The organism is Paraburkholderia kirstenboschensis, assembly GCF_904848585.1.
Classification (GTDB): Bacteria; Pseudomonadota; Gammaproteobacteria; order Burkholderiales; family Burkholderiaceae; genus Paraburkholderia; species Paraburkholderia kirstenboschensis.
The window spans coordinates 1,326,456-1,339,587 of sequence record NZ_CAJHCR010000001.1; the positions used below are offsets into that span (position 1 = coordinate 1,326,456).

Consider the following 13,132-nt stretch of genomic DNA (forward strand, 5'->3'; position numbering starts at 1 on the left):
TATCGTGTGGTCAGAATGGTTGTTTTCACAATGGAGTCACTGAACCTTCGGAGTCACTGAACTTTTCCCACACGCGGAGGCCTTGCAATAGTTTCTGCTGGCCTCACCTATCGAACGAACTGATTCCACTCATGGGGAAATGAAATGTCAGGAACCCAACTCCTCCCGCAGGAACGCATTACGCTCCCGCTGCTCCCGCTGCGCGACGTAGTCGTTTTCCCGCACATGGTGATTCCGCTCTTCGTAGGCCGCCCGAAGTCGATCAAGGCTCTCGAAGCAGCGATGGAAGGCGGCAAGCACATCATGCTCGTCGCCCAGAAAACGGCTGCGAAAGATGAACCGACCGAAAAGGACATGTACGAAGTAGGGTGTATTGCCAACATCCTGCAAATGCTGAAGCTGCCAGATGGCACCGTAAAGGTGCTCGTCGAGGGCTTGCAGCGCGCGAAAACGCTTTCCATCGAAGAACAGGAAACGCAGTTCTCGTGCGAAGTCATGCCGCTCGAGCCCGACCACGCCGACAGCGCTGAAACCGAAGCGCTGCGCCGCGCGATCGTGTCGCAGTTCGATCAGTATGTGAAGCTGAACAAGAAGATCCCGCCTGAGATCCTGACGTCGCTGTCGGGTATCGACGAAGCCGGGCGTCTGGCCGACACAATCGCGGCGCATCTGCCGCTCAAGCTCGACCAGAAACAGCACATCCTGGAAATGTTCCCGGTTATCGAGCGACTCGAGCATCTGCTCGCGCAACTCGAGGCCGAGATCGACATCCTGCAGGTTGAAAAGCGTATCCGTGGGCGTGTGAAACGCCAGATGGAGAAGAGCCAGCGCGAGTACTACCTGAACGAGCAGGTCAAGGCGATCCAGAAGGAACTCGGCGAAGGCGAAGAAGGTGCGGACCTCGAAGAACTCGAGAAGCGCATCACGGCTGCCCGCATGCCGAAGGAAGCAAAGAAGAAGGCCGACGCCGAACTGAAGAAGCTCAAGCTGATGTCGCCGATGTCAGCTGAAGCGACGGTCGTGCGCAACTATATCGATACGCTGATCGGCTTGCCGTGGCGCAAGAAGAGCAAGGTCAACAACGACCTCTCGAATGCGGAACGCGTGCTCGACGAAGACCACTTCGGTCTCGAGAAAGTGAAGGAACGCATTCTCGAGTATCTCGCGGTTCAGCAACGTGTTGATAAGGTGAAAGCGCCGATTCTGTGCCTCGTTGGGCCTCCGGGTGTTGGTAAGACGTCGCTGGGCCAGTCGATCGCTCGCGCAACGAACCGCAAGTTCGTGCGTATGGCGCTCGGTGGCGTGCGCGACGAAGCCGAGATTCGCGGTCACCGTCGTACGTATATCGGTTCCATGCCGGGCAAGATTTTGCAAAGCCTGACCAAGGTCGGTGTGCGCAATCCGCTCTTCCTGCTCGACGAAGTCGACAAGATGGGTCAGGATTTCCGCGGCGATCCGTCGTCGGCATTGCTCGAAGTGCTCGATCCGGAACAGAACCATACGTTCGCCGATCACTACGTCGAAGTGGACTTCGATCTGTCGGACGTGATGTTCGTGGCGACGTCGAACTCGCTGAACATTCCGCCGCCGTTGCTCGACCGGATGGAAGTGATCCGTCTGTCGGGTTACACGGAAGACGAAAAGGTCAGCATCGCGCAACGTTATCTTTTGCCCAAGCAGAAGAAGAACAACGGCCTCAAGGATGGCGAGGTCGATGTGACGGAAACCGCGATCCGCGACATCATTCGTTACTACACGCGCGAAGCGGGCGTTCGTTCGCTCGAGCGTGAAATTTCGAAGATCTGCCGCAAGGTCGTGAAGATGCTTCTGCTGAAGAAGGCGGAAGGCGCGGTGAAGGTCGACGGCAGCAACCTCGATACGTTCCTCGGCGTGCGCAAGTACGACTTCGGTCTGGCAGCGAAGGAAAATCAGGTGGGCCAGGTCACGGGTCTCGCGTGGACGGAAGTGGGCGGCGATCTGCTGACCATCGAAGCCGCCGTGATGCCGGGCAAGGGCAATGTGATTCGCACGGGTTCGCTTGGCGACGTGATGAAGGAATCCGTCGAAGCAGCGCGCTCGGTGGTCCGCTCGCGTTCGCGTCGTCTTGGGGTCAAGGACGAAGCGTTCGAAAAGCAGGACATTCACATCCACGTACCTGAAGGCGCAACGCCGAAAGACGGTCCTTCGGCTGGTATCGCTATGACGACTGCGCTGGTGTCGGTGCTGACCGGTATTCCGGTGCGGGCCGACGTCGCGATGACAGGCGAAATCACGTTGCGCGGCGAAGTGCTGCCGATCGGCGGTCTGAAAGAGAAGCTGCTGGCGGCGCATCGCGGCGGCATCAAGCTGGTGCTGATCCCGGAAGAAAACGTCAAGGACTTGACGGAGATTCCGGACAACGTGAAGAACGCGATCGAAATCGTGCCGGTCCGCTGGATCGACAAGGTGCTCGAACTGGCGCTCGAACGTGTGCCGTCGCCGTTGCCGGAAGAAGAGCCGAAGCCTGCGTCGCCCGTTGCGGCCGAGCCCGGCAAGGACTCCGGCGCCACGGATGTCGTGAAGCACTAAGCCTTCAGCAAAATCCTTGCTGTACAAGAACCCGCGGTCTTAACGGCCGCGGGTTTTCTATTGCCGCACGATCTGGAAGACACTTGCAGCAACGTGCCTCGTGATTGCATCAAGAATCACGTGAACAGCGAACCGCTGACGTGCTAACTCGTTGCGCCCGCATCTAATGCATCCCAAGTCGGCATCCCAAGCCGACATCCACGTCGCGAGATAAATAGACCGTCAGAACCGCCTGAATCAGGCTCAATCCCGGTTGACACGTGGGTTTCGGCCAATTCTAATGACTCGGCCCGGCGTTGCCGCCGGCCAGATGATGTCAGGCGCTGCAAAGCGCCGTTCGGTTTTAAAACATTCTCGGGGGTAAGGATGAACAAGACGGAATTGATCGATCACATTGCGCAGCAAGCGGAGATTTCGAAGGCTGCGGCCGGACGCGCGCTCGACGCAGTGATCGGCGGTGTGAAAGGCACGTTGAAGAAAGGCGGTTCGGTGACGTTGGTTGGTTTCGGCACGTTTGCCGTTGGCAAGCGCACGGCTCGCACGGGGCGCAATCCGCGGACCGGCGACGCGATCAAAATCAAGGCGGCCAAGGTGCCGAAATTTAGGCCTGGCAAAGCGCTAAAGGATGCGCTAAACTAATGGGCTTGCTGCTTGAGAAATAGCAGGTTCGCCAGAAAGAAGGGCGGCGAATTTGAATTACTGGCTGCTCGTTTCGGTTGTTGTTCAATCAGGCGAGACGGACCAATCAGGCAGCAATAGCAGAAGCACATGAATCATGAAGCCGGGTGCTTAGCTCAGTTGGTAGAGCGGCGCCCTTACAAGGCGTAGGTCGGGAGTTCGAGCCTCTCAGCACCCACCAGTTTCAGATTCTCTTAAAGTGTTTCAGCGCAGTGACGCAGTGAAAGCGCAGTATAAGGAGTGGTAGTTCAGTCGGTTAGAATACCGGCCTGTCACGCCGGGGGTCGCGGGTTCGAGTCCCGTCCACTCCGCCAGTATCCTCGAAAGGCGAACTCCGGTTCGCCTTTTTTATTGCCCGCTGTTGTAAGATCGGGCGTTCTGTTTTTGGCACTCACGCATGCTCGATTTTTTCCGCAATCACAAACGCCTGATGATGTTTATGCTCATCCTCGTCATTGTGCCGGGGCTGGGTTTTGTGGGTATTCAGGGCTTTCGCGGCTTCTTTGACGAAAGTGCAAACGTCGCAAGCGTCAACGGTCACAAGATCACGCGCGCAGAGTACGACAATGCGATGCGTCAACAGCTCGACCGCGCCCGTCAGATGCTCGGCGCGCAATTCGACATGAAGGCGTTCGATACGCCGCAACGCCGCAGCGAGATGCTGGACGGCCTGATTGAACAACGCGTGCTCGCCGATGAAACCCAGCGCCTGCACCTGACCGCATCCGACGACGCCGTGCGCCGCATGCTGCTCAACGATCCGGTGATCTCGTCGCTGAAGAACCCGGACGGCTCGATCGACGTCGACCGTTACAAGCAACTGCTTGCCATGCAGGGTATGACGCCCGACCAGTACGACGAGCGCGTGCGCTACAGCATCGCCACGCAGCAGTTACCTGCAAGCATTCAGGGCAGCGCGTTCACGTCGAAAACGCTCGCTCAGCATCTGACCGAACTCGCTGAGCAGCAACGCGAAGTGCAGGGCATCGCTTTCCACCCACGCGACTATGCCGCGAAGGTGCAGCCCACCGACGCGCAATTGCAGGCCTACTACGACGCACACCGTAACGACTTCGCTACGCCGGCCACGGCGACCATTCAGTATCTGGTGATGTCGCCGGCCACGCTCGCCGCGTCGGTGCAGCCGAGCGACGCCGACCTGAAGAAGTATTACGACGACAACATCGCGCACTACCGCACCGAAGGCCAGGTACGCGCCAGCCACATTCTGATCACCGCGCCGAAAGACGCGAGTGCGGCCGACAAGGCCAAGGCGAAACAGAAGGCTGACGAGCTGCTCGCACAGGTCAAGGCGCATCCTGAACAATTCGCTCAGATCGCGCAACAGAACTCGCAGGATCCTGGGTCGGCTGCAAAGGGCGGCGATCTCGGTTACTTCGGGCGCGGCATGATTGCAGGCGGCCAGGCGTTCGACGATGCCGTCTTCGCTCTGAAGAAGGACGAAGTCAGCGGCATCGTACAAACGGACTTCGGCTATCACATTGTCAAGGTCACCGACGTGAAGCCCTCCGTCACGAAGCCTTTTGACGAAGTGAAAGACCAGATCTCGAGAGACCTGAAAACGCAGTTGGCGAGCAAAGCATTCAGCGACGACTCCGAGGGCTTCATGTCGATCGTCTATGAGAAGGCGAAGAGCCTGCAGCCTGCCGCCGACAAGTACAAGCTGCAGTTGCAGACGGCCACGGTCACTCCGCAGCCCGATCCCAAGCTGCCGCCTGACAGCCCGCTGAACAACGCGAAATTCCTCGCCGCCGTGTTCGCGAACGACGCAGCCGTGGCGCGCAACAACACGCAGGCAATCGACGTCGGAGCCAACACGCTGATCGCAGCGCGCGTCACCGACTATAAAGCTGCGGCCGTGCCGGCTCTCGACGCGATCAAGGACAAGGTGCGTCAGAAGGTCATTGCGGCTCAGTCAAACGAAGCCGCGCACAAAGACGGCATCGCGAAGCTCGCGGAGTTCGAGAAGTCGAAGGCGACCACGGGTTTCTCGTCTCCGTTGAAGGTGTCGCGCAACGACGCGCAAGGCGTGCCTCCCGCTGCGCTAAGCGCAATCTACAAGGCCGATGCGCAAAAACTGCCGGCATACGTCGGCGTGGATCTCGGTGACGACGGTTATGCAATCTATCGTGTGAATGCCGTCGTCGCGGCTGCGGCGGTGGAGCCGCAGCGTCTGGCCGCGGCGCAGCAGCAGATCGCGCAGGTGGAGTCGCAGTCCGAAGCAGAGGCCTACGTTCAGGCGTTGCGTGCCCGATCGAAAGTAAAGCTGTATGGCTCGCTCGACAGCAGCAACGCGCAGGCAAGCGACGAGTAAGCTTCGCGGCAACGCGCTCGTCTTGCGCGTAGGTGTTCGCAGCGCGCCTTCGGTGCACGTCGACTCGCACTCGACCCGCACCTCGCCCGCAGCGAAATCATGCAAGCCGCGCCGAACGCGCGAACACAAAAAAGCCCCGCAAATGCGGGGCTTTTTTTTCATTTTCGAATCTGTCTCGAAGCTGACATCAGGCAAGCTCGACGCTCACCGAACGATTTGCGTCGATCAGCGGGTTTAGGTCAGAGGCAAGAACTGATCGCGCTGGTGGCGTCGCTGCCCGCTGCTCCATTCGCGCGGAAACCGACCCACGAGCCCTTGCCCGAGTACGAAGGACGCACCACGGCGGCCGCGCCGTTGGGCGGCTGCTGGCCCGGGACATACACGTCTACAGCCTGATCGTTGGCCAGGGTGTCTTGCGACACGACTTGCTGCTGGGAGCCGTCTGCCCATTTTTGCGCGATGCAGGTCGCAACGGCCTTCGGCGCTTGCTGGCTCTGTCCGACGGACTGGACGCCAGCCGGCGGCTGAGCGGCACAGGCGGAAATTGCCACGGTCAAAGCGATTAACGGTAAGTATTTCACGTTATCTCCTCATAAGTCGCTCGGTATCGAGCCGGGTACACGGGATTGCGCAAGCATCAGATCAAGCTCGCGGATCCGTGTTCCCCGTAGTTTCGGAAACAAGCCGACAGCAGCTTTTCAGTGCGACGAACTTGTACGAAGGAGTGGCTTGACAGCGGGCCACACGTTGTTGAGTAGCACTGGCTGTGCCTGCTGCGTCGGATGAATCTGATCAGCCTGGAACATGTCGGGCTTATCGGCGATGCCGGCAAGCAGGAAAGGCACGAGCGGCACGCTCAATTGCTTCGCGAGCTGGCCGTATAGACCATGGAACTTTTGCGTATAGTCCGGGCCGTAGTTAGGCGGTACGTACATGCCCACGAGCACGACCTTCGCGTGAGCCTGCTGAGCCTGCTCGATGATCGTGCGCAGATTGTCTTCAGTAGTCGAGAGCGGCACGCCGCGCAATGCATCGTTGGCACCCAGTTCGACGATCACGATGCTGGGCTTCAAGCGTTGCATGAGCGCCGGCAAGCGGGCCCGCCCGCCGCTCGTCGTATCGCCGCTAATGCTTGCATTGGCGACGCTATAATCGATTCGCTCTTCCGTGAGGCGCTGGCGCATCAACGCGACCCAGCCAGTGTCGCGGGGCAAGCCGTATTCGGCGGAGATGCTATCGCCAAGTACGACGATCACCGGCTTGGCCGGTTCCGGCGCATTGGCTGCGCGAACCGCGAAGGTCGCCGAAAAGAGGGCGGCGGCCACTATGACCGAGCCGCTTGCCACCGAGCTCGTTGCCGAAGTCAGTGCATTCGCGCGAAGCTTCATGGCGCGCACTTTCAACCTACGCTTCACTATGCTAAACAAAACTGATCCAGTCATTGAAGTGCGGGGTTTGTGCAAGAAGGTTAAGGATGCGACGGGCGAACTGACCATTCTCGACAACATCGATCTGGCTATCGAAGCCGGCAGCAGTGTCGCGATAGTCGGCGCGTCCGGGTCGGGCAAGTCTACGCTGCTTGGACTGCTCGCAGGATTGGACAGCGCGAGTTCGGGCTCGGTTCGGCTACTCGGCCGCGAGCTCACCACTTTGAACGAAGACGAGCGTGCTGCATTGCGCAGCGGCTCGGTCGGGTTCGTGTTCCAGTCGTTCCAGTTGATGCCGCATTTGACGGCGCTCGAAAACGTCACGTTGCCGCTCGAACTGCAAGGCGGCATTGGTACGCGCGAAGCCGCACTGCGTGCGCGCGGGCTGCTCGACCAGGTCGGCCTCGGCCAGCGCACCAGCCATTATCCGAAGCTGCTGTCGGGCGGCGAGCAGCAACGCGTCGCACTGGCGCGCGCGTTCGTTACGCATCCGGCGATTCTCTTCGCCGATGAACCCACGGGCAGTCTCGACGCTGCGACCGGCCACGCAGTAATCGACCTGATGTTCCAGATGAACCGCGCGAACGGTGCAACGCTGATTCTCGTCACGCACGACGTGGAACTGGCGCGCCGCTGCGATACGACCGTAACGATCGAGGCCGGGCGTCTCGCCTGACGCGCACGCTGGGTCGAAGCCAGAGTCGGAGCCACACATACGCTCACCGTAAAAAAAGCGGGCCACGAATGGCCCGCTTTGTACTTCACCCATCGCGAAGCGCGTGAAACCCGCCGGTTGCGACCAACCGGCGTTCAAGCGTCAGCGCTTCAAAGCCGCGCGCGCCCTTGCGATCAACGCGGAGGTCGACGAATCGTGTTTCTTTTCGTCGACGCTTGAGGCCGTCAGATCGGCCTCGACCACCTTGCCGAGAATCTTGCCTAGTTCGACGCCCCATTGATCGAACGGATTGATGTTCCATACCGACGCCTGGACCAGGACCTTGTGCTCGTACAACGCGATCAGCGCGCCGAGCGAACGCGCGGTGAGTGCCTCGACGAGCAGCGTGGTGGTCGGGCGATTGCCCGGAAACACCAGGTGCGGCGCCAGCTCCGGCTTGTCCGGACCGGCGACCTTTTTCGCTTCTTCGAGCGTGCGGCCGAGCATCAACGCTTCGCTTTGCGCGAAGCAGTTGGCGAGCAGCTTCGGATGATGGCTCACGAGCGGATGCTCGGGAGTGAGCACCGCAACGAAGTCGATCGGCACGATGGTCGGGCCTTGATGCAGCATCTGGAAAAACGCATGCTGACCGTTCGTACCCGGTTCGCCCCACGTTACCGCGGAGGTCGGATAGTCGACCATTGCGCCGTCGAGACGCGCCGACTTGCCGTTGCTCTCCATTTCCAGCTGTTGCAGATACGACGGCAGGAAGTGCAGCGCCTCCGAGTACGGCGCGACGAGATAGCTTTGCGAGCCGAAGAAGTTGCGATACCAGATGCCGATCATGCCCAGCAGCACCGGCAGATTCTTGTCGAGCGGCGCGGTGCGGAAATGCTCGTCCATGTCGTTCGCGCCGGCGAGCAACTCGCCGAACTGCTGCGGCCCGACCGCGATCATGATCGACAGACCGACCGCCGACCACAGCGAATATCGGCCGCCTACCCAGTCCCACATCTCGAACACGTTCTCTTTCGCGATGCCGAACTTGACGACTTCGGAGGGATTCGCCGACACACCGACGAAGTGCTTCGCCAGCGCGTTCTCCGGGCAGCCTTTTTCCGTGAACCAGTCACGCAGCGAACGCGCGTTGGTCATGGTTTCGAGCGTCGTGAAAGTCTTCGAAACGATGATGGCGAGCGTCTCTTCGGGGTCGATCTGCTGCATCACGTTGTAGAGATCGGCACCGTCCACGTTCGACACGAAGTGCGTGGTGATTTCCGGCGTGGCCAGATGATGCAGTGCGTGCACGACCATCTTCGGCCCGAGGTCCGAGCCGCCGATGCCGATGTTCACCACGTGGCGAATGCGCTTGCCTGTGTAGCCGGTCCAGGCGCCGCTCCTCACCTGATCGGCGAATGCGGCCATTTTCGCGCGTTCGGCCTGCACCTGCTGATGGAACGGCGCGTTGGGGTTGCTCGCTCGCAGCGCGGTGTGCAGCGCGGCACGGCCTTCAGTGGGATTGACGACTTCGCCTGCGAACATCGCGTCGCGGCGTTTCTCGACCCCGGCTTCGCGCGCGAGTTGCACGAGCAGCTTGAGGGTTTCGTCGGTGATGCGGTTCTTCGAGAAGTCAGCGGCGATGCCGCCGCCCGCGAACGCAAAGCGCTCGGCACGCGTCGGCGCTGGGTCGTTCCCAGGGGCGAACCAGTCGCGCAGATGCGCATCGCGGATCTGCGCGTAGTGCGTTTGCAGAGAGGACCAGGAGGGGAGCGAATTCTGGGTCATAGCGTCCGTCTAACCAAGGGGCACAAAGAAAGGCGCGCGCGAAGCGCCGCCGAGGATGATGCAACGATGCTGATAGAGCGAGGCAGCACGGCCGGGTTCGCGGTGAGCTTTCAAAGCCGGCGCAGCGATGAACGCCGGCTGATTCCGCCGCATTTCGCGAGTGACCGGTGCGAACCGCCGTGCCGTCAGCCAGTGTGCGCGCAGCAAGAACGCTCAATTCGCGCGCAGTCCGCGTGCTGCCGTAGTTACGACCGGTCAGCGCAGTTGCTCACGCACTTCTCACTCGATTACTCAGTATAGCGGCGTTGCGTGACAGGCGGCAGCGCTTTGACGCAACGCCGCGCAGGAAGCCAGTAGCCGATGCGGCCCAATTCCGATCGATACCGCTCCGTACACTCACGCAACATCACGATTGCACCGATGGATAAAACATGCGGTTCAACAAGCTGCGCACCATCGGCGCGAGTTCGCCAGCCGTGAGGCCGGCGGGACCGTGGCCTTGCGCGCTCAGCGTGTCGGCGGCGAGGCCGTGCAGGTAGACGCCGGCCAACGCCGCCTCGTAGCCCGGCAAGTGCTGCGCGAGCAAAGCGCCGATCATGCCGCCGAGCACGTCGCCGGTGCCGCCCGTCGCGAGCGCGGCATTGCCGGTCGGGTTGATCGTGAGACGGCCGTCGGGGGCCGCGACGACCGTGCCGGTGCCTTTTAGCACCACCACGCTGGCAAAGCGCGCGGCGAGCGCGCGCGCCGCGCCGAGGCGGTCACGCTGTACGCCGGCAACCTCCGTGCCAAGAAGGCGTGCGGCTTCGAGCGGGTGCGGCGTGAGCACGCAGGGATCGCCTTGCACGCCCCGCGCGGTGACGGCCGCGGCCAACGTGGGGTCTTTTGAAATGAGATTGAGCGCGTCCGCGTCGAAGAGCTTCGGCACATCGAGTTGCAGCACATCGTGCAACACCCGCGTGGCGCGCTCGCCGTGGCCCATGCCGCAGCCGAGCGCCAGCGCATCCATCTTGTCGAGCGGCAAATCGTCGACGGCATGCAGCATCAGTTCGGGATGAGGCGGGTCGTAGGGCGGGGCGCCCGCGCCCAGCAACGCGACGTGGACCTTGCCCGCGCCGGTGTAGAGTGCCGCGCGTGACGCGAGAATCGGCGCGCCGCACATGCCTGTGTCGCCGCCGACCACCGCGAGACTGCCGAACGTGCCCTTGTTGGTCGCGAAATCGCGCGGCGGCAGGAACGAGCCAAACAGTTCGGGTGCGTTCAGTTGCACCGCCGTGCGCGCGCTGCAGTCGACGCCGATCGGCGCGACCGTTACCGAGCCGGCGAGATCGCGGCCTTGTGCGGTGAAGAGCCCCGGCTTGGCGGCGATGAAGGTGAGCGTGTGCGTCGCGCGCACGGCTGCGTCGCGGTCGCCGACAATCGTGCCCGTGTCGCTGTCGAGGCCGCTCGGCACGTCGAGCGCAAGTACGCCGCCTGTGTGCGGCCGGGTTTGGCTGCGTTGAGAGAGCTGGCGCGCGGTCGCAGCGAACACGCCTTCCAGCGTCCGCGCGAGGCCGATGCCGAACATGCCGTCGACGAGCCACGTGTAGCCGTCGAGCGAGGCAGGCGGCGCGGTGGTGATCGCGACGCCGGATGCACGTGCCGTGGCGAGCGCCCAGCGGGCGTCGTCCGGTTTCACTTCCACGGGCATGCACAATTCGACTGCGATGCCGGCTTTGTGCAGCTCCGCCGCGAGAATCAGCGCGTCGCCGCCATTGTTGCCGGGGCCGGCTATCAGCCAGACGCGCTGCCTGGATTTTTCAACCGACGTGTCGCGAGTGAGCTGTTCGAGCAGGAAGCTGGCTGCCGCCTTGCCGGCGCGGTCCATCAGCGTGTGCGCCGGCAGCGAAGCGGCGGCTTGCGATTCCGCGATCCGCAGGTCGGTCAGCGTCAGCAGCGGGAGGGCGCGGTTATGCGGGCGAATCAGCGTCGGCGGCGTAAGGTCGGCTTCGGTCATGGCGAGGCGGGCGGTCACCTTTGTGCAAGGTGCGAGAGCGTCTGGAATCGCTATGGTAGTGCCGATGTGCGCGCGATGCGTCGATTCCGGCGCACGCGCTGTTACTTGAACCGCTCCGCCCGCAGCGCGGCGAGTGTTTCCTCGGGCAGATCCGGCGTCTTGCCCGCGACCAGATCGGCAATCAGCTTGCCGGCGCCGCACGCGAGGCCCCAACCTGCGGGCCCGTGCCCCACATTGACGAAAAGCCGCGGATGCAGCGCGTTGCCGACCACCGGCAAGCCGTCGGGCGACAGCAGCTTGATGCCTTCCCAAGGCAAGGCCGCGGAGATACGTGCCGCGCCCGGAATCCAGTCATGTGTCGCCTGGCCTAGCAGCGCCAGTGCTTCTTTCGTCAGCGCTTCACCGAGCGGCTTGTCGATCAGATTGGCACTTTGCAGGACCGCACCGCCCGCAATGCGCAAGCGGTGATTCAACCGGCTGATCCCAATGCGCTTGATCGCGTCGACGATAGCGACATGCGGCGCACATTCCTCATGTGCGATAGGCGCGACGAGCGTATGCAGGCGCAGCGGATGCAGCGGCAAGGCGAGGCCGAGGCGTTCGAGCAGCGGGAGGCTGCCGTGACCGGCGGCGACCACGATCGCGTCCGCGTGGATCACATCGACTTCGCGCGACCGGGACGCCGCGCCCGGCCGAGGCGCGAGTTCAACAGCGGCGCGCTGGCCGTCGAGGCGGATCGCCGAGACCTCACAGCCGAGCATGAACTGCACGCCGCCCTGGGTGTCGAGCGTCTGCTTGATGAGCTTGGTGAACAGCGGACAATTGGCGGTTCGCTCGTGTTCGAACAGAACGCCGCCCGCGAATTCCGGTTCGGTGCGCACCGAATGCTCGTACGCCGCACATTCCGCAGGGCTCAGCACATGATGCGGCACTTCGTAGAGCGACAGCAGCCCGAGCGCGGGCTGCAACTGCTGCCACTCCTGCGCGGAACGGACCAGATAGAGGAGACCGCTCGCCTGTTCGAACTCGAAGCCGAAGCGCGCTTCCATGTCGGCCATCGCTTCGCGCGACAGCTCGATAAGCGGACGCAACAACCGGTATTGGCGACCGAACTCGTCCGGCTCCTGCAATTCGGCCAGCTTCTTCACGAACTGGCGCGCCGGCCCATTGAAGCCGGGCTTGCTGATCACACCGTTTTTCGCATTCTGGCGGCTCGCCATGAAAGTCGGGCCGAACCAGACGTCGAGCGGCGTCGGCAGGACCGTGCCGCCGTGTCCATAGGTCGCGCCCTGCGCGACGGTGGCGTGGCGCTCGACGACGCATACCCGATGGCCGGCGGCGCGTAGCTGATAAGCGGTGGCGACGCCCGCAATCCCGCCGCCAATGACGATGACATCCATTGTTCTGATTCGATTTGCCGGGCGGGGGCCGTTGTGCGAGCCCCGCTAGGCGTGACATGCGGCGCGGCCGGGCATGGCGCGAAGACATGACTCCCGGATCCGATCCGGGCAGGACTCGCGACATGCTGCCGGCGGCAAGGCCGAAACCTTGCTCGCACCGATCTGATGAAAGGGCGAATGATAGCAGTCAACGCCCGCGCATGGCCATGCGCGCTGCCGCCCGGGCGCCGCTCGCGGCACGCGCGCAGCGTATTCCGGGCCCATGGCGCGGCCCGCTGGATGGCCGTTCCC

The 13,132-nt window shown here is 62.3% G+C and carries 9 protein-coding genes and 2 tRNA genes; 6 read left to right on the forward strand and 5 right to left on the reverse strand.

Going from position 1 to position 13,132, the window contains the following annotated elements; genetic code table 11:
- Positions 1-144 precede the first annotated feature (144 nt).
- From lon to JMY24_RS06035, 5 genes are all read left to right on the forward strand, one after another.
- Complete coding sequence (gene lon, locus JMY24_RS06015; RefSeq protein WP_128595009.1) at positions 145-2,568, forward strand: endopeptidase La; 2,424 nt, start codon at positions 145-147, stop codon at positions 2,566-2,568.
- Positions 2,569-2,814: 246 nt separating this feature from the next.
- On the forward strand, positions 2,815-3,207 hold the full coding sequence (locus JMY24_RS06020; RefSeq protein WP_268960749.1) for an HU family DNA-binding protein: 393 nt from the start codon (positions 2,815-2,817) through the stop codon (positions 3,205-3,207).
- A 144-nt stretch (positions 3,208-3,351) separates the two neighbouring features.
- A tRNA-Val gene (locus JMY24_RS06025) sits at positions 3,352-3,427 on the forward strand.
- Positions 3,428-3,483: 56 nt separating this feature from the next.
- Positions 3,484-3,560 (forward strand) — tRNA-Asp (locus tag JMY24_RS06030).
- Between the two features lie 83 nt (positions 3,561-3,643).
- Positions 3,644-5,581, forward strand: a complete 1,938-nt coding sequence (locus tag JMY24_RS06035) for a SurA N-terminal domain-containing protein (protein ID WP_201701510.1) — start codon at positions 3,644-3,646, stop codon at positions 5,579-5,581.
- A gap of 239 nt (positions 5,582-5,820) precedes the next feature.
- Here JMY24_RS06035 and JMY24_RS06040 read toward each other — a convergent pair whose 3' ends face one another.
- Positions 5,821-6,162, reverse strand: a complete 342-nt coding sequence (locus JMY24_RS06040) for a hypothetical protein (protein ID WP_128589651.1) — start codon at positions 6,160-6,162, stop codon at positions 5,821-5,823.
- A 117-nt stretch (positions 6,163-6,279) separates the two neighbouring features.
- On the reverse strand, positions 6,280-6,969 hold the full coding sequence (locus tag JMY24_RS06045) for an arylesterase (protein WP_193414873.1): 690 nt from the start codon (positions 6,967-6,969) through the stop codon (positions 6,280-6,282).
- A gap of 28 nt (positions 6,970-6,997) precedes the next feature.
- On the opposite strand from JMY24_RS06045, the gene JMY24_RS06050 reads away from it, so the two are divergent.
- On the forward strand, positions 6,998-7,684 hold the full coding sequence (locus tag JMY24_RS06050) for an ABC transporter ATP-binding protein (protein ID WP_128595011.1): 687 nt from the start codon (positions 6,998-7,000) through the stop codon (positions 7,682-7,684).
- Between the two features lie 141 nt (positions 7,685-7,825).
- Here JMY24_RS06050 and pgi read toward each other — a convergent pair whose 3' ends face one another.
- From pgi to JMY24_RS06065, 3 genes are all read right to left on the reverse strand, one after another.
- Positions 7,826-9,448, reverse strand: coding sequence for a glucose-6-phosphate isomerase (gene pgi / locus JMY24_RS06055; RefSeq protein WP_128595012.1), 1,623 nt, complete (start codon positions 9,446-9,448; stop codon positions 7,826-7,828).
- Between the two features lie 406 nt (positions 9,449-9,854).
- Positions 9,855-11,441: an NAD(P)H-hydrate dehydratase gene (locus JMY24_RS06060; RefSeq protein ID WP_201701511.1), complete on the reverse strand. Its 1,587-nt coding sequence runs from the start codon at positions 11,439-11,441 to the stop codon at positions 9,855-9,857.
- A gap of 101 nt (positions 11,442-11,542) precedes the next feature.
- Positions 11,543-12,841, reverse strand: coding sequence for an FAD-dependent oxidoreductase (locus tag JMY24_RS06065; protein ID WP_201701512.1), 1,299 nt, complete (start codon positions 12,839-12,841; stop codon positions 11,543-11,545).
- Positions 12,842-13,132 lie beyond the last annotated feature (291 nt).

What these genes read in the sequence shown, in the direction of transcription:
- JMY24_RS06050 (WP_128595011.1), top strand. Translation starts at nt 6,998, where the DNA reads ATGCTAAACAAAACTGATCCAGTCATTGAAGTGCGGGGTTTGTGCAAG.
- lon (WP_128595009.1), top strand. Translation starts at nt 145, where the DNA reads ATGTCAGGAACCCAACTCCTCCCGCAGGAACGCATTACGCTCCCGCTG.
- JMY24_RS06035 (WP_201701510.1), top strand. Translation starts at nt 3,644, where the DNA reads ATGCTCGATTTTTTCCGCAATCACAAACGCCTGATGATGTTTATGCTC.
- JMY24_RS06045 (WP_193414873.1), bottom strand. Translation starts at nt 6,969, where the DNA reads ATGAAGCTTCGCGCGAATGCACTGACTTCGGCAACGAGCTCGGTGGCA.
- JMY24_RS06065 (WP_201701512.1), bottom strand. Translation starts at nt 12,841, where the DNA reads ATGGATGTCATCGTCATTGGCGGCGGGATTGCGGGCGTCGCCACCGCT.
- JMY24_RS06060 (WP_201701511.1), bottom strand. Translation starts at nt 11,441, where the DNA reads ATGACCGAAGCCGACCTTACGCCGCCGACGCTGATTCGCCCGCATAAC.
- pgi (WP_128595012.1), bottom strand. Translation starts at nt 9,448, where the DNA reads ATGACCCAGAATTCGCTCCCCTCCTGGTCCTCTCTGCAAACGCACTAC.